The 21,361-nt window shown below is 40.7% G+C and carries 20 protein-coding genes and 2 pseudogenes; 20 read left to right on the top strand and 2 right to left on the bottom strand.

What is annotated here, in order from left to right; genetic code table 11:
• The first annotated feature begins 52 nt into the window (after positions 1–52).
• The 15 genes from FNT16_RS17595 (at position 53) to FNT16_RS17525 (ending at position 15,817) form a co-directional block, all read left to right on the top strand.
• Complete coding sequence (locus tag FNT16_RS17595; protein WP_143872816.1) at positions 53–2,728, top strand: HzsA-related protein; 2,676 nt, start codon at positions 53–55, stop codon at positions 2,726–2,728.
• 3 nt (positions 2,729–2,731) lie between these two features.
• On the top strand, positions 2,732–3,559 hold the full coding sequence (locus tag FNT16_RS17590; protein WP_143872815.1) for an SH3 domain-containing protein: 828 nt from the start codon (positions 2,732–2,734) through the stop codon (positions 3,557–3,559).
• Entirely contained in the window at positions 3,529–4,176 is a 648-nt protein-coding gene (locus FNT16_RS17585) for an outer membrane beta-barrel domain-containing protein (protein ID WP_143872814.1), read from the top strand. The genes FNT16_RS17590 and FNT16_RS17585 overlap by 31 nt, the downstream gene beginning before the upstream one ends.
• A gap of 40 nt (positions 4,177–4,216) precedes the next feature.
• Positions 4,217–4,714, top strand: a complete 498-nt coding sequence (locus FNT16_RS17580; protein WP_143872813.1) for a TlpA disulfide reductase family protein — start codon at positions 4,217–4,219, stop codon at positions 4,712–4,714.
• A complete protein-coding gene (locus tag FNT16_RS17575) occupies positions 4,680–4,934 on the top strand; it encodes a DUF4266 domain-containing protein (protein WP_246072278.1) in 255 nt (84 codons plus the stop codon). The genes FNT16_RS17580 and FNT16_RS17575 overlap by 35 nt, the downstream gene beginning before the upstream one ends.
• Positions 4,921–6,054: a DUF3570 domain-containing protein gene (locus FNT16_RS17570; protein ID WP_246072277.1), complete on the top strand. Its 1,134-nt coding sequence runs from the start codon at positions 4,921–4,923 to the stop codon at positions 6,052–6,054. Before FNT16_RS17575 ends, FNT16_RS17570 begins: the two co-directional genes overlap by 14 nt.
• Positions 6,055–6,153: 99 nt before the next feature.
• Positions 6,154–6,678 carry an AraC family transcriptional regulator gene (locus FNT16_RS17565; RefSeq protein ID WP_425456685.1) on the top strand — a complete coding sequence of 175 codons (525 nt, stop codon included), beginning with the start codon at positions 6,154–6,156 and terminating at the stop codon, positions 6,676–6,678.
• A complete protein-coding gene (locus FNT16_RS17560; protein ID WP_143872809.1) occupies positions 6,679–8,841 on the top strand; it encodes a tetratricopeptide repeat protein in 2,163 nt (720 codons plus the stop codon).
• Complete coding sequence (locus FNT16_RS17555) at positions 8,828–11,923, top strand: tetratricopeptide repeat protein (RefSeq protein ID WP_143872808.1); 3,096 nt, start codon at positions 8,828–8,830, stop codon at positions 11,921–11,923. Before FNT16_RS17560 ends, FNT16_RS17555 begins: the two co-directional genes overlap by 14 nt.
• Positions 11,901–12,770: a tetratricopeptide repeat protein gene (locus FNT16_RS17550; protein WP_143872807.1), complete on the top strand. Its 870-nt coding sequence runs from the start codon at positions 11,901–11,903 to the stop codon at positions 12,768–12,770. Before FNT16_RS17555 ends, FNT16_RS17550 begins: the two co-directional genes overlap by 23 nt.
• Positions 12,767–13,195: a hypothetical protein gene (locus tag FNT16_RS17545; protein ID WP_143872806.1), complete on the top strand. Its 429-nt coding sequence runs from the start codon at positions 12,767–12,769 to the stop codon at positions 13,193–13,195. Before FNT16_RS17550 ends, FNT16_RS17545 begins: the two co-directional genes overlap by 4 nt.
• Positions 13,192–13,842, top strand: coding sequence for a MotA/TolQ/ExbB proton channel family protein (locus tag FNT16_RS17540; protein ID WP_143872805.1), 651 nt, complete (start codon positions 13,192–13,194; stop codon positions 13,840–13,842). Before FNT16_RS17545 ends, FNT16_RS17540 begins: the two co-directional genes overlap by 4 nt.
• 6 nt (positions 13,843–13,848) lie before the next feature.
• Complete coding sequence (locus FNT16_RS17535) at positions 13,849–14,352, top strand: biopolymer transporter ExbD (RefSeq protein ID WP_143872804.1); 504 nt, start codon at positions 13,849–13,851, stop codon at positions 14,350–14,352.
• Positions 14,349–14,852, top strand: a complete 504-nt coding sequence (locus FNT16_RS17530; RefSeq protein WP_143872803.1) for an ExbD/TolR family protein — start codon at positions 14,349–14,351, stop codon at positions 14,850–14,852. Before FNT16_RS17535 ends, FNT16_RS17530 begins: the two co-directional genes overlap by 4 nt.
• Positions 14,852–15,817: an AgmX/PglI C-terminal domain-containing protein gene (locus tag FNT16_RS17525; RefSeq protein WP_143872802.1), complete on the top strand. Its 966-nt coding sequence runs from the start codon at positions 14,852–14,854 to the stop codon at positions 15,815–15,817. The genes FNT16_RS17530 and FNT16_RS17525 overlap by 1 nt, the downstream gene beginning before the upstream one ends.
• Positions 15,818–15,925: 108 nt before the next feature.
• On the opposite strand, the gene FNT16_RS17520 is transcribed toward FNT16_RS17525, so the two are convergent.
• Positions 15,926–16,270, bottom strand: a complete 345-nt coding sequence (locus FNT16_RS17520; RefSeq protein ID WP_143872801.1) for a hypothetical protein — start codon at positions 16,268–16,270, stop codon at positions 15,926–15,928.
• 192 nt (positions 16,271–16,462) lie between these two features.
• On the opposite strand from FNT16_RS17520, the pseudogene FNT16_RS20445 reads away from it, so the two are divergent.
• The 3 genes and pseudogenes from FNT16_RS20445 to FNT16_RS20440 form a co-directional block, all read left to right on the top strand.
• Positions 16,463–16,678: pseudogene (locus FNT16_RS20445) on the top strand (IS91 family transposase); the annotation flags it as partial.
• Positions 16,679–17,001: 323 nt separating this feature from the next.
• Positions 17,002–17,727: a hypothetical protein gene (locus FNT16_RS17515; protein WP_143872800.1), complete on the top strand. Its 726-nt coding sequence runs from the start codon at positions 17,002–17,004 to the stop codon at positions 17,725–17,727.
• A 123-nt stretch (positions 17,728–17,850) separates the two neighbouring features.
• Entirely contained in the window at positions 17,851–18,264 is a 414-nt protein-coding gene (locus tag FNT16_RS20440) for a hypothetical protein (protein ID WP_185976640.1), read from the top strand.
• Positions 18,265–18,324: 60 nt separating this feature from the next.
• Here FNT16_RS20440 and FNT16_RS17510 read toward each other — a convergent pair.
• A pseudogene (locus FNT16_RS17510) lies at positions 18,325–18,681 on the bottom strand (group II intron maturase-specific domain-containing protein); the annotation flags it as partial.
• Here FNT16_RS17510 and FNT16_RS17505 point away from each other — a divergent pair.
• Both FNT16_RS17505 and FNT16_RS17495 read left to right on the top strand, forming a co-directional pair.
• Positions 18,682–19,326 (top strand): reverse transcriptase domain-containing protein, encoded by a 645-nt coding sequence (locus tag FNT16_RS17505; RefSeq protein WP_143872798.1) that lies wholly within the window; start codon positions 18,682–18,684, stop codon positions 19,324–19,326.
• Positions 19,327–20,346: 1,020 nt separating this feature from the next.
• Complete coding sequence (locus tag FNT16_RS17495) at positions 20,347–21,000, top strand: hypothetical protein (protein WP_143872797.1); 654 nt, start codon at positions 20,347–20,349, stop codon at positions 20,998–21,000.
• The last annotated feature ends 361 nt before the right edge of the window (positions 21,001–21,361 follow it).

Raw genomic sequence — 21,361 nt, 5'->3', positions numbered from 1 at the left:
AATTGCGGACTAAAATCAAGCTGCAATTATTTATAAGTGGACAAGGACTAGCATGATTCCGGTTATACGCGGTAGCGGACTCGCGCTGATATTTTTATTATTTGGCTGTGGTGGATCTGAGACAAAAACAAACTCTTCTGAAACTGATCCTGTGTTGGTTGAGTTTCCTGTTGTATTTTTAGAGCGGGATATTATTACCCAAGCGGCGAGTGAAACAGACGAAGCTCAACAAGCTGAATTTAATGCCAGAAATCCATTTATATTCAACCCCGGCGCAAAACTTTTTGTCAAAAGTAGCGCGTCAGCGCTTGCCCCTCGAGAAGAAATCACCCAAGGTTTATTTGTAACAGAAGAAAACCCTAATCCACGCTTTGATATCAAAGATTTAGCTCTGTCTCCAGATGGCAATCAACTGTTGATGTCGATTAGAGCGCCTGACAACGAAGACGGTGAGGCTCAACCCAGCTGGAATATCTGGTTATATCAGCATGATACGGGTGATTTGCGGCGGATCATGCAAAGCGATACGCAGGCTGAGCAAGGACACGACCTACACCCACAGTTTTTACCGGACGGGCGCATTATATTTGCATCCACCCGACAAAGATTAAGCAAAGCCATTTTATTAGACGAAGGCCGCCCACAATACACGGCGCTAGACGAAAGGCGGGATTCACAAACACTCAATTTACACGTGATGGATGCCGATGGTGAAAACATAAAACAAATTAGTTTTAATATGAGCCATGATTTTTATCCATTGGTGCGACAAAACGGCAAAATTCTCTATTCACGCTGGGACAGTGCAGGGGGAAATAACAGTATCAACCTCTATCAAATGAATCCAGACGGCAGCGAAAACCAATTTATATATGGCTGGCACTCACACCCGTATTCACTCAATGAACAAAACATCAATATTCAATTTATCAGGATGCGCCAACTGCCAAGCGGCCAGTTTTATTTTATGCTGACATTGGATAACAATCCCAGTTATCAAAAATTACCACTGACAATCGATATCGACAATTACACAGAAGCTTTTATTGAACTAGATGGCGACGAGGTGTCCGACAGTGCGCAGCAGCGTTTGTTTGTCGAAACTCTGTTTGATTTTGATATTGACGAAAATATCAATTTATCCGGTCAATTGACGGACATTTTTGCATTGCGAGATAATTCGTCACGTTATTTAATGAGTTTAAGTTTATGTAGAGTACAGATCGACGATAAGGTACAAACATGCCGGCAAACTGACGAGCTGAATGCGGACAATGTTTCAGCTGCCGAACCTATTTATGAGTTGTGGTTATATGATCAGCAAAAAAACACGCAACAGCTGGTGGTTAAAGGACAGTCTGGTAAATTAATTGAGCAAGCAATTGTCATGCAATCTGCGCCGTCAGCAGAATTTATTGCTGATAAACAAGTGGGTCTTGAATTAGATGCACAAACCGCCAGCCTGAATGCAGGCATATTACATATCCGAAGTGTGTATGATTTAGATGGTCAAAGCAGTGAGGGTATCTCCATTGACGAATTGCGTGATCCAATGCAAACGCCGGCTGAGCAATTACCCGCGCGCTTTTTAAAACTGATTCGTGGCGTGCCAATGCCACCACGATCAGTTCGCAATGTACGGGGCACAGATTTTGGACGCAGCAGTAATCAATTAATGCGCGAGATTATTGGTTATACACCCATTCAACCTGACGGTTCCGTTAAGGTCGTGGTACCGGCAAACACACCATTTACCCTTAGTTTAGTCGATGCCAGCGGACAAAGAATCAGCCCTCGTCATAATCATTGGCTGTCGGTAAAAAGTGGCGAAATGCTTGAATGCAAAGGGTGTCATGAAAGAAATAGTAATTTACCCCACGGGCGTTTGGCTGCTGGCGCACCTTCAATTAACGCGGGCGCTGCACAACAGGGCAGTGCTTTTAATAATACGCAAGCTGATTTAGCGGCCGAATTTGGTGAAACCATGGCTGAAACATTAGCCCGTTTACAAGGACTCGCCTATCCGAGTGCTAACCTAAACTATACTGATGTCTGGAGCGATCCCGCTATTTCAGTGCCTAATCCCGAAATTTCGCTCAGTTACGATAACTTATCGACTCCAGCTCCCAACGGTTATTTTTGTTTTGACAACTGGCAAGCATACTGCCGCATTCAAATTAATTACGTTGAGCATATACAAGCAATTTGGCAATTAGATCGCAAAGTTATAGATGAAGAAAACAATGAAGTCATTGAGGATAACAGCTGTATTGCTTGTCACAGTACCACAGATGCAGATGGTCTGCCTCAGGTCGCGGCCGCACAGTTAGAATTAACCGGACAAATATCTGATCAGCAAAACCGTCATCTAACAAGTTATCGCGAGTTGTTCTTTAACGATAACGAGCAAGAAGTTTTGGAAGGTATTTTGCGTGATAAATTAATAGAAGTCACAGATGAAAATGGCAATACTGTTTTTGAGGTAGATGAAGAAGGAGAGCTGATTTTAGATGCCGACGAACAACCTATTCCGGTATTAACAACAGTCACAGTGCGCAGTGTCATGTCGAGCAATGGCGCACAAAATAGCAGGCGTTTTTTTGATTTATTTTTACCAGAAGGATCGCATTATGGCCGCTTGACAGCTGATGAGCTTAGATTAATCAGTGAATGGTTGGATATTGGTGCGCAATATTACAACACACCCTTTTATCAAACGGACGATTAAACAATGCGTACCCAATTTTCATCTAATTATTTAAGTCCGTTGTTATCTTTTATATCAATTGTATGTGTTGTATCCAGTGTGATTATCTGCCTAACAAGTTTTAAGGCCAGTGCCAGTGAAAGTACCAGAGAAAGCGGCAGTGAAAGAGAAAATGAAAAAAACGAAAGTATACAACTGATAGTTGAAGTGCCATTTGTTGAGATGCACTCCGGGCCAAACATAGCGTACCCTGTCATTTATGTCGCAGAGCGCGGCGAGGTCTTAACAGTTGTGCGTAAAAGAACAAGCTGGTTAAAAGTTTCTGATAAGCGCGGCAATCAAGGCTGGATCCATCAGGATGCACTGCGGTTATTAACACAAAAAGAACGGCGTATTCAACTGGCTGAATATAGTTTTGAAGATTATCAAAATCGTAACTGGGAAACCGGTGTGATGTTTGGTCAATTGAATAAAGCCGAATATTTTAACTGGTACATAGCGTACATGTTTGATCCGGTATTAAGTACAGAGTTTTCAGCAGGAAAGGTACTCGGGCAAAGTTCTGACAGCACAGTTTATGATTTAATCTTACTCGCACAGCCTTTTCCACAGTGGACTGTCACGCCATTTTTAGGCGTTGGCGCTGGTGTAATTGAAACCAAACCGCACAGTGTATTGGCGCAAGCACAAGATAGAAACAATACCTTATTAACGACAAATGTGGGGCTGAAATATCACGTCACGCGAAATTTTATTATACGGGCTGAATATAAATTTTCGCTCGTATTGACAAAACGTAATTCAAATGAAGAGTTAGACACATGGAAATTAGGCATCAGCGCGTTTTTTTAGCAGCAGGTTTACTGCTTTATAGTTTGTCATGTGCCGCTTATGCACAAGAGACAAATAATACAGGGGTATGGCAAGCACCTACTGCTGAACAAAGAGAAGTGATAGAAGATGTACTAGACAGCGAAAATTTCGCTATCGGTGTGCAAACAGGTGTTGTTAGTATCGAAGATTTTGGCGTGAGCACATGGTTATCGGCGCAAGTTTCTTACCATTTATCTGAATACTTTTATATCAAAGCCAGTGCTGGGCAAGCAAAAGCGGGACAAACCAGTTTTGAAAAGCTGGCGAATGTATCTCCTTTATTAAGTGATGAAGAGCGTCAATTTAAATTTTATGGTCTGGCAGTCGGCTACAATTTATTACCGGGTGAATCGTTTTTAACGCCGCAACTGGCATTTAACAATGCTTTGTCAATTGAGCTCGGCGGTGGCAATACACAGTTTGCCGGCAATGACCAATTTACCTTAACGCTTGGTATTAACTATCGTTTGTTTTTAACCGATTGGCTGGCATGGGACGTGAATATGTCCGATTACATGCTCGATACACAAATTACCGGTGAAAATAAATCGACTCACAACCTAAATTTAACGACCGGTTTTGCTGTTTATTTTTAAATTATTAATAGCTTAGTGATAAAAAACGGAAGCCATCAAAATGAAGAAAAATCTGTTAGTTTTAGTTTTGTTTATTGTGCAAACAATCACCTTAAACAAAAGTTTGTATGCCAACGAATCGCTGATGGCACCTGACTTTACCTTAAAATCAATGACGGGTGAAAACCTTAACCTCACCGAGCAAAGAGGACAGATTATTGTATTGAACTTTTGGGCATCGTGGTGCGGCCCGTGTCGCCAGGAAATGCCAGCACTAGAAAATTTACAGCAAAACTATACTGATCTGGGGGTCAGTGTATGGGGCGTTAACGTAGAGCAAGAAAATCAGGCAGGGCGGGATTTTTTACAAGAAATAGATATTAGCTTTCCGATAATGTTTGATAACAGCAATACCGTTTCTAAGCTTTATCAAGTCAATACGATGCCAACCACAGTCATTATCGACCGAAACGGTCAGGTACGGGACGTTTTTCAGGGGTACAAAACCGGGTATGAGAAAAAGTATGCAAAAGCAATTAAAAAACTTATTCGTGAATAAGTTAACGGTTTTGGCTTTGATTATCATTAGCGTGACAGGTTGTGCTCAGTTGGGGGTTGAACCTTGGGTGAAACCTTATGAGCGACAAAATCTGGCCGATCCGATTATGCTGCGCGCTCGGCATCCAATTGCGCTAAATCATGAAGCACATGTCTATGAAGCAAGGGAATCAGCACGCGGAGCAGAAGGCACAGGAGGCGGTGGTTGTGGTTGTAATTAAAAGCGGGTGTTTTTTACTGCTGGCACTTTTAAGCGTGTCATTGCAAGCTGCTATTTTAGCGCCGGACAGAGCCGAAGTTTTGTACCACAGTTATCAAGGTGGCGGTATGAAAATAGATGGCCCCGCGGTCAAACTGAGAAAAAAAGCCAGCGAATCGGTTGCGCTTACTGCATTTTATTATATGGATACAATTTCATCTGCATCCGTTGATGTATTAAGTACCGCCAGTGAATATGCAGAAGAGCGGCAAGAAGCACAATTAGGGATAGAATATCTGCATAATAAAACCACGATGGCGGTCAATTTCAGGCAAAGTGATGAAAATGATTATTTAGCTAAGTCGGTTAGTGTGAGTGTCTCACATGATACTTTTGGTGATTTGACAACGGTGAACCTAGGTTTGAGTTATGGCGATGATGAAGTAAAACGAAACGGCGACGAAAATTTTTTACAACAAGCACAACATTACAAAATACGGGCCGGACTCAGCCAAATACTGACCCGTAATTTAACCGCCCAATTAGAGGTGGAAGCGATTTCTGATAGCGGCTTTTTAAATAATCCATATCGCACTGTGCGTTTTATTGATCCAGATTCACAAGCGGGTGTAGCGTATCAAGCCGAAATTTATCCCAATACGCGTAACTCATTTACCAGTAAATTGTCTGCCAGTTATTATTTGCCGTATCGCGCGGCGCTCATTGCTCACTACCGCTATTTTAGTGATAGCTGGCAAATAACCGCACAGGATGTTGAAGTTTTGTATCGTCATCCGCTGGGCGAACATTTCGAATTTGAATTTAAAGCGCGCCAATACCAACAAACACAAGCAGAATTCTATCAAGACTTATTTCCGTATCGCGACGCACAGAATTATTTGGCGCGAGATAAAGAACTGAGTGAGTTTAGTGATATCACGTTAGGCATTGGCGCCACTTATTTATTACCCGAAACATATCAATTGTTCGATTGGCGCTCTGAAGTTTCAGTGCAGTGGGATTACATTCAGTTTGATTATCAAAATTTTCGCGACCCTACAGCCCAAGCCGCGGTTGGTGAAGAACCTTTGTATCAGTTTTCAGCCAATGTTTTGCGTATCTTTGCCAGCATTTATTTTTAAGGAAGTCTAATGTCGTTGTTCAAGTACATAAAACCTATCTCGTTTGCACTGTTTTCGAAGGTGCGGTTATCAAAGGCCGTGTTTTTGAAGGTAATGTTATTGACGACACTGTTATGGATTGTGCTGAGTAAAGTTGTGTTGGCGCAACAAAATGGTGATTCAGTCGCTACCCAGCAAACTCAGGTACAACAAGAACTACAAGCATTAAAAAAAGATGTAGTCGCATTAAATCGTGCCTTATTTGTGCTTGAAGAAGATTTGTTGTTTCCGGCCAGTACCCAAGTCGCTGTTTTTGTTTCTTTAGATATCGGCCGTTTTTTTAAACTAGATAGTGTCGAGCTAAAGTTAAATGACAGTGAAGTAGTCGGCTTTTTGTACACAGATTTGCAGCGACGCGCGCTAGAGCAAGGGGGGATCCAAAAAATCTATACTGGTAATATCAAAATGGGCACACATCAGATCACAGCGCTGTTTACCGGCAAAGATAATCAACAAAGAGATGTAAAACGAGCTGTTCACTATTCGTTTGAAAAAACAGAAGACGCAGTGATGTTAGAAATTAAAATTCAGGATGACAGTGCAACCCATAAAAGCAATTTTGTCGTCGAAGAATGGATTTTATAAATGCCTTTCGCAAGCCTTTATCCGCCTAAAACAGACGCGTGTATGCCGGAAACAGGCTTGTATTTAACAGCCTTGCCGATAAAAGCCCTGATTCTAAAAGCGCAGGCGTTAAAAGTGATAGGGATAACGGCATGGTTCGTATTGTTTACCTTTGCGTTACCCGTGTTCGCGAATACTGCAGCTATTAGTGCAAATAAGCTGGCAGAGAAGCATTATCGGCAGGCGTTATACCATTATTTTACCGATGAAAAATATGCCGCTATGCATATATTGCAAGGTCGTGAGTTAATAAACGCTCAAGAACCCATCAACGCACAACCGCAGAACAAAGCGCAAAACCAAAAGCAAAACCCAAAAGAGAAACCTGCGGATAAACTTGAACAGGGCATTAAAAATCAACTGTTTCTAGCGCGTCTTTATTTACAGTTAAATATGCCAGAGCAAGCGCAAGCTCTGCTGCATGACAATCAATATCTGTTAACCAATATTGCGTATTTACAACTTGCCGTCAGTGCGCTGGATGCGCAAAACTTGCAGCCAGCTCAACAGGCATTAAGCAAAATTAAAGAATTGCCCAGCGCACTAGCGGCCACTTATCTGTCGAGCATGCAAGTCGCATTTCACCACAATGCAAAACAACTGGACGAACATTCGCTATATCAAACTTTATTAGCAAAACAGCAGCAGGGCGAAGAAGCATTTCATAAGCCAGCAGATTTTGACTGGTTTTATGTATGGGTTAATCAAGCTATCGGCTTAATGCAAAAATCACAGTTTGCCAAGGCACAAATACAATTAGCAGCGATAAAAAACACCTTACCAAAGACAATTGACTACAGTGAAAAAAACAGTGACAAAACCAGCAAGAAACACAGTGAATTAGCTGAAACAGAGTTTGAATTTCATCTACAAACAAAAGCCTTGCATGACTATTTAAACATCTTGCTGGCGCGCTGTTATATCGGCTTAACCAATTATCAGGCTGCAAACCAACAGTTGGCAAATGTTGCCAAAGATTCCGCGTTTGCGCAGCAAGGGCTATATTTATACGGTTTAAGTTTTTACAAACTGAATCAATTAGATAAAGCTGAACAAGCTTGGAATATCGTGGCGCAAGTGTTTCCGGCGTTACAGCAAAACTGGCAAAAAGATAACTTATTAGCACGCGCAGCGATGCGAAGTCATAATGCGACAGAAGCATATCGCCATTTAACCAATGCAGAAGCTTTTTACTTAGCAAAATTAAACAGCTTGTCTGACTTTAGGTTATCGATTAACAAAGATGCTTCAAGTGTTATGCTGCGTCTTGATAAATTGTACACAAATACAGATCCGACATACGCACATTCTATATATGAAAGTAAAAAGGCTAATTTAATATGGTCGCATATTGCACTGCAGACGACAGAAATTGCGCAAACACTGCAAAAGCGAGCCGAATTAGCGCAACTTAAACAACAGCTCGCACAGCAAAAAAATAAAATTAATTGGTTAGCAGATACAATCGCGCTGAATAAAAACAGGCAAAAACGGGTAAGTGCTTTGTTGGCAGACAGCGCAATAAAACCACAATTGGCAGCGCTTAAAAAACGGCAGAACACGCTGAAAAAAACCATACAAAGCGCAAAAGTTAATTTAAGTGTTAATTCTGCAATGAATGCCACTGATTTTTTAGCGCAAACCTTATTACTGAATACGCAGCAAATGGCGTGGAAAAGTAAATTAACGGAAGGTTTGCAGATTGTTGAGCGGATAAAAAATAGCAGAAATACAGATGAATACAGCGAGCGTTTGCAGCGCTTAGCCGGTGTTTTATTCTGGCAAGCAAAAACCACAGCGCCGCAAGTCATTTGGCAACATCAGTTGCAATTAAATCAAATTGAAAAAGAATTAACACAAGCGCAAATACAGTATCAAAAGTTGCAAGGTTTAATGGCGAATAATTCAGGTTTTAACGTGCTGATCAAACGCCACGAAACGCAAAGTTTAAAGCTGGAAAGTTTGTTAAATAATGCTGAGAAAATTGAAGGCACACTAACAAACCAACTGTTAAGCCAATTAAATCAATTAGCGGAAGATCACCAACAGCAATTAGAAACGCAACTTCGCAACACGCGTCAATTGATGGTTCATTTATTGGAGAATCGTCATGAAGCGGATTAAGCAAGGCGTCTTATCTAGAATAATAGTCAGTTGCTGCATCAGCTTGCTTTGTTTAACGACTGTGGGTTGCATTTCAACTGAAAGCGGCAGAAGCAGGGCAGTCAATGATATAGAAAACAACCGGCTGCAGAATGGTAATAATTTGGCTGCTTGGATTAACAGCACAGATGACAATAGCAAGATCCAGCAAGACAAATTGGCACAACAACAAGCTGCAGAGCGTGCTTTAAAACAGGCTCAACGTAAACAAAAACTCACCGAGTTATATCAGCTAATCTTAGCCAGCGAACCGAATCAAAGCATCAAAACGGACATTCAATATCGAATAACCGAACTCAATACACAAATATTTGAACAGCAAAACCAAGCTGAAAATGTGACTGCAGATCTGTTGATAATACAGTACCAGAAATTATTAGAAGAATATCCCAACCGGGCTGAAAATGAGCACATCCTGTATCAGCTTGCCAAAGCCTATGCGATAAAAGGAGAAGCATTAAAAAGCTTAACGACCATTGAACGGTTGTTAACTGAATACCCGAATAGCCAATATTATAATGAACTGCACTTTCGTCGAGGAGACATCTATTACAATCACAACAATTACCCAGCAGCTTTAACTGCTTTTCAGCAGGTACTCAACAAGGATAAAAACAATCTGCAGCTAGCGCCGGAAAAATCAGTGTTTTATCGCAATAGTTTATATATGGCGGCTTGGGCATCCTTAAAAGCCTATCAATATGCCAGTGCAGATCAATATTTTGTGACATTAATGGCACAAACTTATCAAACGAAAACAAATTTATATCAAGATGCGCAGCGGGGTTTGAATATATCGTTAAGCCAGCAACAGCAAGCGGCATCACTCAACCAATTAGTGAAATACTGCCAACAACAACGCATTGATATCAGGCAGTTTAAACATAATTTATATGCGGGATTTGCTGATTTTATGCTGCAAAAAGACTTGAAGCGAGATGCCGAGCAAACGTATCTGGCGTATATAAAACAAGATGCAAATTCAATTTGGTCAGCCCGTTTTTACCAAAAACTCATGGACTTATATCAACAGCAGGGGTTGTTGGCTAAAAAACGCGATGTCGAATTAAAATTCAGTCAGCAATATTCTTTAACTTCAGCGTTTTGGCAATCTGCACAACTGGCTGAAAAGCAGGAAGTGTTAGCGCATTTATTAACCTATAGCCAGCGGTTTGCACGTCAGTATTATGCGATAGCGCAAGATATGGAAGAGTTTAGCTTAGACAGTGAAGCACCAAATGCTAAACGCATAAATACCTTTGCCACGGCCGCTGAGTGGTTTAGCCGTTATTTGCAACAGCTGAATACAGAGGCTGCGCAAACACAAACACAAACACAAACACAAACACAACAAGAGCAAACTTTAAAAAACAAGTCAGATATATTTAACCCCAGTGCTGAAGCGCTCGAAAAAACTAGACTTTTGTATGCAGAAGCGCTGTACGGTGCTTATCAATATGAAAATGCACTCAATGCTTATTTAGTTTTGGTGGCAGAGTACAACCAGCAGCCTGATTATTTATTTACCGCACTGTTAACCATTCGAGAATTAATTGCGCAACACAATACGCAGGGCGAAAATGCGCAACAATCAGTCAAATTTTTAGCAAAATTACGCACACAAAGGCGGCAACTAGACAAACTTTTTGTCACCCGTTTTACGGCTGATAAACGCGCGTTGGCGATTGCACATCAAGCGGCACAATATGCAGCAAATGAAAAATTAACAGAAGAGATGTTGTTTTTTACCGATAAAATATTGCAGCAGCTTGAGCACACCACGCAAACGCATAAGCTGTCAAATATCGAGAAAATATACCTTCGTTCAGCTTATTTGCATCAAGCCAATATGTATTATGCGCAAGCGCAATATACAGACGCCGAAACAGCTTATCTAAACGCCCTGCAGTACATTAAAAAAGGCTCTAAACAATACCAAGAAATTTCCGACCTAATTGCAGCCAGTATCTATTTTTATGCTAAGTCACTAGAAACCACACAACCTTTACTGGCTGCTACGCATTACTTACGATTAGGGCAGGTGGTCACCGCTTCAAAATATCAGATAAATGCTGAATTTGACGCCGCCAATTTATTAATCGAGGCGCAAAAATGGCAACAAGCAAGCGAAGTGTTAGTTAAGTTTAAACAAGTGTATCCAGCACATGAATACAGTGCCAGTGTACCGGCAAAACTGGCCAATATTTATCGTCAACAGCAAAAATGGAGTTTAGCAGCTGCTCAACTGATTCAAATGGCGAAAACAGAAAAGGACTATGAGTTAGCGAGAGAAGCACAATATACCGCGGCTGAATATTACTTAAAAGACGATAACCTAAAGCAAGCGATATTGGCATTTCGCACCTACGCACACCAATACCCAAAGCCGTTTTCACTGGCGCAAGAGGTGCGTTTCAAAATGAGTGAATTTTATCTACAAACTAAAGAGCCGAACAAACGTTATTTTTGGTTACGAAAAATTCTCAGTGAACATAAAAAGCAAAGCAGACTAAAACGTACTGCTACGAACGCGCACCCGTTTAATCAAACAGAAGTTGAAGACAGATCACGCTATCTCGCCAGCTATTCTGCATACGAATTGGGTTTAGCGCACCACAGAACCTTCTCGTGGCGTAAGTTGAAAATCCCGTTGCAGCAAAGCATGCGGGCAAAACAAAAAGCAATGCAACAGGCTATCCAGTATTATCAGGCTTGTTTAGACTTTGAACTGGCAGAATTTGTGCCTAAATCTACCTTTCAGTTGGCTGAATTATACCGCCAACTGGCATTAGCTGTGATGCAATCAGAACGCCCGGCAGAACTGGATGAATTAGCCTTAGAAGAGTATGAGTTAATACTGGAAGAAATCGCATTTCCGTTTGAAGAAAAAGCAATAGATATACACAGTATAAATGCGCAGCGAAGCCATCAAAACTTATATGATGAATGGATAAAACTCAGTTTTGCAAAGCTTGCTCAACTCGTTCCGGCAGAATATCAACGGCAGGAGGTCACGATTGATGTTTATGAAAATATGCTTTAAAAGCCGGTTATTTTTTGTCGTTTTCTGCTTGTTATTAAGCGCATGCGCGCAGCAAATAAACGCGCCAGCAAGTTTACCCGACAGCCAACAAAATATACCCAAAAAAGCTGGCGACAAAGCGATAAATAACGATGTTACACAAAACAGCAAAACAGATATTGAGGATAAAGCACATACAACAGAAAACGCAGATAAAACAGAGAAAGCAGACAAAACAGACAACGCCGATATAACAACCAATGCGGTTATCGAAGATAACGCCGAGTCACCCGAACAACTCGATCCTGCTGCAAAACCACTTGCTTCAAAACTACTTGCTGCAAAACCACTTTTTTCGACAACGATAGAGAAAAACTACCAACTCGCCCTAGATAGCTTTAAAAAAGGGCAATTAGCAGAATCTGAAAAAATGTTTTTAAAACTCATAACACAGCAACCAGAGCTTGCCGGTGGGTATATTAATTTAGCGCTGATCGCCGTTAAACAAAACAATGTTAAACAGGCTTTATGGTATTTAGAGCAACTGCTCAACAAAAATCCAAATCAGGTAACCGCTTTAAATTTGCAAGGTCAGATTGCACGAAAAAACGGGCAGTTTGCACTGGCTGAAACAAGTTATCAGCGCGCTTTACAAATTGAGCCTGATAACAGCAATATTCATTTAAACTACGCGATACTATTAGATTTAAACCGTGGTCAGTGGGCATTAGCGAAACAGCATTACCAGCTTTATTTGACAGCCAATCCAGATGCTCGCCAAGTAAAAATGTGGCTAGCCATCGTCGAACAAAAACAAAAGAAAAAACAAAAACAGAATCAAGCCGCACAACAAGAGGCGAAACAATGAAACTCACCTTACCGATACAATTAATACAATTAACACAATTAATAAAGTTAATACAATTAACACCACTAACGCAGCTAACGCAGTTAAGCCGTTACCCAAAAAGACGATCTGCAGTTGTGTCGAAATTAAATATGCTTAGCTTAATTCCTATTTTTTTCTTTCTATTTTCAATATTCTCAACGGTAAGTTTAGCGGCTGAAACACAAACATTAATGATTGAAAGCCAAGTGAAAGGCAGTCAAGCACAACCGAAAGTGATATACATAATGCCCTGGCAAAACATGCAACTGGATAAAAAGCTTAAACTGGAAGATGACGACATCCAGCTACCTGAACTCCAGCCTATTTATCCAAAAGCCTTTAAACAAGCTATTAAACAACACGCACAATCACACAATAATTCGCAACAGAGGAAAGGATCATGAGTTTATTCGACACTATAATTCGGTTTTTACAGGACGGTGGACCCTTTATTTACATTATCGCACTCGTCTTAGTAATTGGCTTGGCAATTACAATAGAACGTTATTTGTTTTTGTCTTCAACTCACAATGCCAATAAACGCGCATTGGTGCAGATAAAATCGGCTTTGCAAAAAGGCGATGTTGAACATATAAAATCGGTTGCAATGCAGCAACAGGCGCCTGTTTTAGATGTTTTGCAAGCCGGTATCAGTCGAATGCAACAGGTAAAACGACGGGAAGATCTGGAATACGCGATGGAAGAAACCGTGATGGAATACATGCTGCAACTGGAAAAACGTACCCCCTTGTTGGCAACATTGGCCAATATTGCAACACTATTGGGTTTATTGGGGACTATCATGGGTTTGATTGCCGCTTTTTCAGCTGTGGCGAATGCCGACCCGGCTGAAAAAGCCAACTTATTATCTGCCAGCATATCGGTGGCTATGAATACCACCGCATTTGGCCTAATAACCGCAATACCCTTGATCTTATTTCATACTAACCTACAAAGTCGGACAGCAGAAATTGTTGATACGTTAGAAATGGCAGGCATTAAATTATTAAATGCACTGTCGTACGGTGCAGCGCGAGATAAAAAGGACTAACACCCCATGAGACGTTTAAGACGCAAAATTAAACAGGATGCAGAACTGGATATCACATCATTTATGAATTTGATGATAGTGCTGGTACCTGTTTTATTGTTGAGTCTGGTATTTTCTCAGGTACGTATTTTAAACCTGCAATTGCCGGTAAATAGTGAATCGCAGGAGAACACAGAATTAAATGACGCGCCAAAAGTATTAGAACTGATTGTCAACGAAGAAGGTTTTGTCATTAACTATCCAAGTGGCGTATTACTGACGGAATTAAATAAACAGCAGGGGGAATATCCTTACCTGCAACTGTCTAAATATTTACAAGACTTAAAACTGACTTTTCAGCAACAAGGGATAGAAAAAAGTGACATTCTATTGTTACTCGCCGAAGACACCGAATATCAGACGATTGTTTCAACCATGGACACAGTGAGAAGCTTTAAAGCCGTGGTTGCTGCCAATTTGGTCGACGCGGAACTTTTCCCAAATATTTCGCTGGGAGATGCACCAGAATGAAAAAATCAATGCGCGCAAAACGCTTGGCAAAACATCACAAACGTATAGCAACGAGCAGTAAATTAAACCTGGTTTCGCTCATGGATATATTTACGATTTTGGTATTTTTCCTGATTGTCAATCAATCTGAAGTGCGGGTATTACAAAATAATAAAGAAATAAATTTACCCGCCTCTGTCGCACAGACCTTACCCAAAGAAAATTTAGTGATCAGTATTTTCTCTGGCAAGGTAATAGTGCAAGAAAAATTGATCTGGCAGCAAACAGCATCGCCGGACTTAACGAGTGCATTAAAAAGTGAGCTGCAGTATCAAGCCAACAGAAGCAAACCATTAACAGAAACTCAAACTGAAAAAGGTCGGTCTGTGACCATCATTGGCGATGCCAGCTTACCTTATAGCTTGTTAAAACAGATCATGGCGGTATGTGCTGAAACAGGCTATCGGGATATGTCATTGGCCGTTGAGCAAGTTGTGCAAAACCAACAAGGAGCCACTTAATGACAAGTGCAGCGTTTGGAACGCAGTGGGATGAAAGACAAGCTTGGGGTGAAAGCAGTAAACAAGACAAATTCTTTACCAAGATTTGTTTGTTTTTACTGCTTGTATATTTATGTTTTGCCCTGATTGTACCTTTTATCGAAACAGCCGAATTAACGCGCGAAGCGAAACAAAGTTTGCCGCCGCAACTGGCAAAAATTGTGCTACAAAAAAAACAACTTGAACAACCGGAACCCGAGCCTGAACCTGTCCCGACTGAAGTTGAAAAAACAAAGCCAGAGCCGCCCACAGCATCTGAAAAACGACAAGCGGCCAAACAAAAAGCACGCTCAACAGGCCTAGCCGCAATGAAAAACGAATTATTTGCAATGCGCCAGGCTGTTGATATTAAACCGATACAGAAAGAAAAATTAAAAGAAAGTAAAAGTGAAGCTCAGGTCATAGAGCGCAATAAATTGCAAGCGGTGACAGACCGCAAAAGTAGACAAGTTAACAAGGCACAGAGTGCAAAAATTGAAGAGGCGAACACCGCAGAACTTGGCGAGCGCACCATAAAACAAATTCGCTTAGCCGAACAAGAACAAATTGGCAGTGATAATTACCTTGCTAATCGTTCGGATAACACAGGCAATGCAACCGATAGCGAAGACGCTGCTAATATACAAGACGCACAAGGACAGCGCTCAGAAGCCAGTATACGGCAAGTGCTAGAAAATAATAAAACCAGTTTATACACACTTTACAGTAAAGCTTTACGTAAAAATCCATTATTAGCGGGTAAAGTTGTATTTGAACTTGAAATTGCAGCCAGTGGTGAAATTGTAAAAGCGGCAATACTCTCAAGTGAACTGAATGATAAAAAACTCGAACGGCGATTATTATTAAAACTTAAAAGCATACAATTTGCCGCACAACAAGTTGCCAGCATTAATACTCAATGGACCATAGAATTTTTACCCGGATAGCACGAAAGACTAAGTGAAAATAAGGCATTCCGGCCAAGGACAATTCACGAAGTGGAAAACACGCTTATTTAGCAGGTAATCGCTTTGCACTGTGACGGTGTTGCTTGTTCACCATTTTACCTCTTGGTTATTTTCAACAACCAAACCAGACTCAATAATGCTTGTAGTAACAAAAACCTGCTTAGAGGGTAGTGAATAATAATCTGACAATGCGCTTGCCAAACCCAACTGTAGGGCTGATATATTTTCTTTAGACCACAGTGAAGGCAATAACAAAGACGCCATAACGGCATAACCTTTGCCAATTTGAATATTGCTATGGGTAATGTTAACCGTCATTTCGGATTCGGCCTGGGGGATGCCAGAGTGCAAAACCCACAAGTTTATTAAATCCGTTGTGTTGTCCACTTTTTTTTGAAGCGCAGGCGCAATTAAACAGTGAGCTATTGGCATAATAAACTTTACCCTGTGTGCTTTAAATGCATCAATACCCGCCAATTGGGTAAGTAAATCAGATATTTCATTTGAAAACCCCCAAACTTGCCGTCAAAAATCGCTCAAGTGGTGCGATGTGAATCAGTTTAGGAAATATTCCATGGTAAAACCAGCTAAATGTAGGCGAACAATAAAGATTGAAAATGCTGCCATTATGGGTTTTTAGCGAATGCTTGCCGCAGGCTTAAAGTGAAGCTAATTAAAGCTCAAAGCAAAACAGAGAAAACAGAGAAAACCAGCACAGTAAAACCAAAGCCAGACAAAGAAAAGTATTGGCCCTGCACTAATTGCAAATTAGGCGAACTTAAACTGGTCAGTATTTTATTGCCAAGCCGAAAGTTTATAGAGCCGGTATTAACAGGCTGAAATTTTTAAGGCAATAAAACCAATAAAAAACAAAGCCCGTCGAGTTAGGTTAGACCTTACTGAGCCTAAAAAATAAAGTTGCAAATAATGGCTAAATTGGCTTAAATTACCGTTAATTCAAAGCTCAAACTCAAGTTAAATGGATTGATGAAATGCTAACAACAAGGAGATTACCTGTCATGCCAACTGAGCTTAAAAAAGCAAATTCCTATAGCATAAATCAAACCAGACAACCGTGTTGTTTGCCCGTTCAACAAATGATTCATTCACACAAACTACGTGTGCATGAATACTAAAATGTTATACGTAAATAAGGAGTGCGTGTGAAACATCTAATATTTTTATCTTTATCTCTAATCTTAGTGGGTTGTGGTGTTACTGGGACAGCAAGTAAAACAGAATTCCCTTTATTAACAAACGCTCCTGCATTTAGCGCCAACGTAAACTCAGTTTCACTCATCGTTGATAAAAATACAGCTGACAATGAATCATATGGGGCTTTTAATTGGGGTAGCTTTGATGAAGCTGACAAAAATAATATTCAACAATCAATCTTGAATACCCTTAACAAAAATACTTCAAACGTATCTAAAAAAGCTAAAGTACACGCTAAAATCCATCGCTATTCACAAGTAATTACAAATGCAAGTTACGCAAGCTTTGTTATTGTTGATTGGTGTTTAGAAGTAAATGGTCAAATTATTCGAGATGAGGTGTTTTATGCTGGTCATAGCGATGAACTAAATATCTTTACTGGTAAATCTTTAGGTTGGGCGAAAGGTCAAACTCACAAAGCAATTTCAAGCCGCATTATTAACCAGTCCATACAATTATTGTCCGAGCCTACTCTTCAAGACGCCTATCCTGAAAATAACGTATTTTTAAATGCTAAAGACGCGGTAGCTGCTTTGCCAAAACAACTTACTTCAGTTGGTGGTGCAGGTTTCTCTGGTGGCATGTATTACTATGTAGGTCCTACGACTGGTAACACTAACTTTAATCAAAAATCAGTTTATCAAAAGGTAAACTGGCAACAAGAAATTCAGTAAGCGCAAGTTACGTATAACAAGCGCCTCAACCAAGGACGTAAAAAGCTTGGCTTGCGTCACTTCGTTCCTAATTTAGCCAAGCATTTTACGTTTGTTAGGCGGGGCGTTAGAGCTATAGCTACCATGAACTATGGTAACGAAATGCGATCGGGTTATTTATTTAGCTTTCTTTCTCCGATGTTGGTGAGCGGGGTGGTAGCTATCTGGGCGGCTATTGAGGAATTTAGTCACAACGGCTTCGGCGCTATATTTAGTACGTTTATTGGATCTTACCTGCTATTTGGAATTTTCAGTTTTCTATATATGGCAGTTTTCTGTGCAATCATTGGTTTGCCTATCTATTATGTGCTACGAAAGCTGGATTGGGTCAACCCGGTATTAATAATCACGATTGGTGGCACTGCGGGTTTTCTTTACGCTTTAATAGATACTGCCAACTTATACTTTCGTGGTTTGTTTGTAGCGTACGGGGCCGCGGGCGCGTTATTCTTTTGGTTGGGCAGCAATCGTGTTCGCAAAAAGCTCATAATCGGGTAGCCGGAGGTTTCTAATCTCCAGCCCCCACACCACCCATCGTGCGGCTCCGCAATGGGCGGTTCATCTCCCGTAATGAATATTAATCCAAATATCTCTCAGTGACACTAAACCTTGTGAAGCCAAATAGTCATTGCCTAGCGCAATGTTAATTCCTTTTGTTTTCGAACTTCTACAAGGGCCTTTACTGGTGATACCACATGCAATGGCGAGGGGCTCGCTAACCCCCAGTTTCATTAAACTGCGTACTTTAGTGCGAGGTTTTCTCCATTGCCGCCAGTAGCGCATTCTTATCCTACGACGGATCCAGTGATCTAAATCCACCGTTAATTGATAAGCATTGGCTATTAGGTAATAGTATCCCCATCCGCGTAAGTATTGCGTCAGTTTATGAATTTGTAGGGTCATTGAGATCCCCCAATACTGGCAAATATCTACCTGCACTACGCACTAGACCGCTGGTTTGAAAAGAAAGTAAAACCGCGAATGAAGGGCAGAGCCATGTTTATAAGATATGCGGATGACTTTGTCACCGCATTTCAATATCGACAAGATGCACAAACGTTTTCTCGGATACTGGGCAATAGATTAAGAAAATTTAATCTAGAACTGGCAAAAGACAAAACGCACCTCAAGAGATTCAGCCGTTTTCATCCAAGCGGTCATCCAGATAAAAGCATTAATTTTCTGGGATTTGAATGTTACTGGGGTAAAGACCATCAAGGCGAGCCAAGATTAAAACGGGTCACGAGTCGGAAAAAGCATAAAACTATGCTGAATGAACTTTATCAATGGGTAGAGCAAAACCGCTCTAAGCGACTGAATATAATCATGCCGATGTTAAAACGAAAACTGGTTGGCATTCAAAATCATTTTGGTCTACCAGACAATAGTAAAAGCATCAGCAGGATATATAACTTTGTGCTGCACACCTTATACAAATGGTTAAATAGACGCCCCCAAAGGCAGAGTTTTAATTGGCATGGGTTTAAAGATATGCTAGGATATTTTCAAATTAAACCACTACGGGTCAGCAAGCGGCTGATTACAGTAGATTGGTATTAGGGGGCTTTGTGTATTACACGGGCAATGATATTAATGAAGAGCCGGATGCGGTGCTGTTTTCAACATTAGGGTACGTCCGGATCTGTATGGGGGCGGCCCAGCAATGGGTCGTTCTGCCATGGCAATCTTTGCTCATTATCTAAGCGTTAGGTTTCAATGAAGAGTATGTGTTTGAGTTACGTGAAGTCGATCTTCCAGAAATTATTTGGCAAACGGAAATACAACTTATCTCCATTTAATTATGATTTGGAATACGTAGATGCCAATTATTTCAAGTTAACTGCTGACGAGACTAATAATTACATAGTCGCTCACATCCTATGCGAGCAAAGTGCCTTTCAATATTACACATGGGTTCACTTAAAACAGAAAGACTACGACTTATTTTTAAAGGATAATGATTCTTTTAATGAGTGGATTAATAACATTCGGTTAACGGGAAGAAGAACTGAGTCGGACCAGATAGTAAAATATGACCCTGATAAAAAACAAAATTATTTGCTCTCTAAGCCTGAGAGCATTGTCGGAATTGATTTTAGCGTCTTCAAAAAGATAAAGCTACAGCAAACCTAATAAATAAGGATATGTTGCGCGCAGCCGTATATCCTTATTTGTTGGACCATTTCTCTGCATCCTGCAGTCACGGCATTAGTGCATCCTTGCACGTCACAAGCCCGGTGTTGAGTTCTGCTTATATAAGGAAATAAATAGGTTTGTCGTTATGGTTGACTTTTTCAAGGTGAGCCTAAGTTAAATAGACGCCCCCAAACGCAGAGTTTTAACTGGCATGGGTTTAAAGATATGCTAGGATATTTTCAAATTAAACCACTACGGGTCAGCAAGCGGCTGATTACAGCAGATTGGTATTAGGGGGCTTTGTGTTTTACACGGGCAATGATATTAATGAAGAGCCGGATGCGGTGCTATTTTCAACATTAGGGCACGTCCGGATCTGTATGGGGGCGGCTCAGTAATGGGTCGTTCTACCATGACTATTGCAAAGCTAGTATGGAGTGTTAATTGGATATCAGTGAATGGAAAAATAAGACCCTCACAGAGTTATCTCTTTTAGAGTTAGCATACGCACATCTAGGCGGAGCTTCTTTTTACCAACTTAAAGACGGCCACCTGAAATCAATCTTACCGATTACTCTGCAAGAAATTAATCACGCTAAACATATGGAGTATTCTAAAAACTTCGTAGCTGTTGTTGGTGCTTTTGCAGCAATAGAACAAATCGGATTTTGTTACGCGCGTACAGATATGAATGAGTTTTCTAATTCAGCGTCTAGTCCAATTTTAAAAGCCTTATACTATTTTGCTGATTACCCCGAAGGCCACATGGATACAAAAGCAGTATATGCATTACGTAATTCATTTCTTCATAACGCAAGTTTAATGGCAATTGCACAGCATAGTAACAAGCCCAGCTTTAATTTTAGATTTGATAGAGAAATACAAACTTTAGTTGAATATTCATCTGTGAGTTGGGATGGAAATATTGAGAACTATAAACCAGAGATGACTACTTTAATAAATCCAAATAAAATTATAGATCTCGCCTCGTCGGTCGCACAGAAAGCTCTGGAATGCTTAGAAGCTGGCACTTTAAATGTATCTCTTTCAGGTGGTGAAAAAGAATTGTATTACAGGTACTTAAAGCATTTCAGTTAATGCAATATAATAAATAAGGATATGTTGCGCGCAGCCGCAACTTAATCCTTATTTGTTGGACCATTTCTCTGCATCCTGCAGTCACGGCATTAGTGCATCCTTGCACGTCACAAGCCCGGTGTTGAGTTCTGCTTATATAAGGAAATAAATAGGTTTGTCGTTATGGTTGACTTTTTCAAGGTGAGCCTAAGTTAAATAGGAGCCCCCAAACGCAGAGTTTTAACTGGCATGGGTTTAAAGATATGCTAGGATATTTTCAAATTAAACCACTACGGGTCAGCAAGCGGCTGATTACAGTAGATTGGTATTTGGCGGCTTTGTGTATTACACGGGCAATGATATTAATGAAGAGCCGGATGCG

Source organism: Catenovulum sediminis (genome assembly GCF_007289895.1).
In the GTDB taxonomy this organism is placed as follows: domain Bacteria; phylum Pseudomonadota; class Gammaproteobacteria; order Enterobacterales; family Alteromonadaceae; genus Catenovulum; species Catenovulum sediminis.
The sequence above is the reverse complement of the archived record's forward strand: the minus strand, read 5'-3'. Positions and strand labels throughout refer to the sequence as shown.

What these genes read in the sequence shown, in the direction of transcription:
- FNT16_RS17595 (WP_143872816.1), top strand. Translation starts at nt 53, where the DNA reads ATGATTCCGGTTATACGCGGTAGCGGACTCGCGCTGATATTTTTATTA.
- FNT16_RS17590 (WP_143872815.1), top strand. Translation starts at nt 2,732, where the DNA reads ATGCGTACCCAATTTTCATCTAATTATTTAAGTCCGTTGTTATCTTTT.
- FNT16_RS17585 (WP_143872814.1), top strand. Translation starts at nt 3,529, where the DNA reads ATGGAAATTAGGCATCAGCGCGTTTTTTTAGCAGCAGGTTTACTGCTT.
- FNT16_RS17580 (WP_143872813.1), top strand. Translation starts at nt 4,217, where the DNA reads ATGAAGAAAAATCTGTTAGTTTTAGTTTTGTTTATTGTGCAAACAATC.
- FNT16_RS17575 (WP_246072278.1), top strand. Translation starts at nt 4,680, where the DNA reads ATGCAAAAGCAATTAAAAAACTTATTCGTGAATAAGTTAACGGTTTTG.
- FNT16_RS17560 (WP_143872809.1), top strand. Translation starts at nt 6,679, where the DNA reads ATGCCTTTCGCAAGCCTTTATCCGCCTAAAACAGACGCGTGTATGCCG.
- FNT16_RS17555 (WP_143872808.1), top strand. Translation starts at nt 8,828, where the DNA reads ATGAAGCGGATTAAGCAAGGCGTCTTATCTAGAATAATAGTCAGTTGC.
- FNT16_RS17550 (WP_143872807.1), top strand. Translation starts at nt 11,901, where the DNA reads ATGTTTATGAAAATATGCTTTAAAAGCCGGTTATTTTTTGTCGTTTTC.
- FNT16_RS17545 (WP_143872806.1), top strand. Translation starts at nt 12,767, where the DNA reads ATGAAACTCACCTTACCGATACAATTAATACAATTAACACAATTAATA.
- FNT16_RS17540 (WP_143872805.1), top strand. Translation starts at nt 13,192, where the DNA reads ATGAGTTTATTCGACACTATAATTCGGTTTTTACAGGACGGTGGACCC.
- FNT16_RS17535 (WP_143872804.1), top strand. Translation starts at nt 13,849, where the DNA reads ATGAGACGTTTAAGACGCAAAATTAAACAGGATGCAGAACTGGATATC.
- FNT16_RS17530 (WP_143872803.1), top strand. Translation starts at nt 14,349, where the DNA reads ATGAAAAAATCAATGCGCGCAAAACGCTTGGCAAAACATCACAAACGT.
- FNT16_RS17525 (WP_143872802.1), top strand. Translation starts at nt 14,852, where the DNA reads ATGACAAGTGCAGCGTTTGGAACGCAGTGGGATGAAAGACAAGCTTGG.
- FNT16_RS17520 (WP_143872801.1), bottom strand. Translation starts at nt 16,270, where the DNA reads ATGCCAATAGCTCACTGTTTAATTGCGCCTGCGCTTCAAAAAAAAGTG.
- FNT16_RS20440 (WP_185976640.1), top strand. Translation starts at nt 17,851, where the DNA reads ATGAACTATGGTAACGAAATGCGATCGGGTTATTTATTTAGCTTTCTT.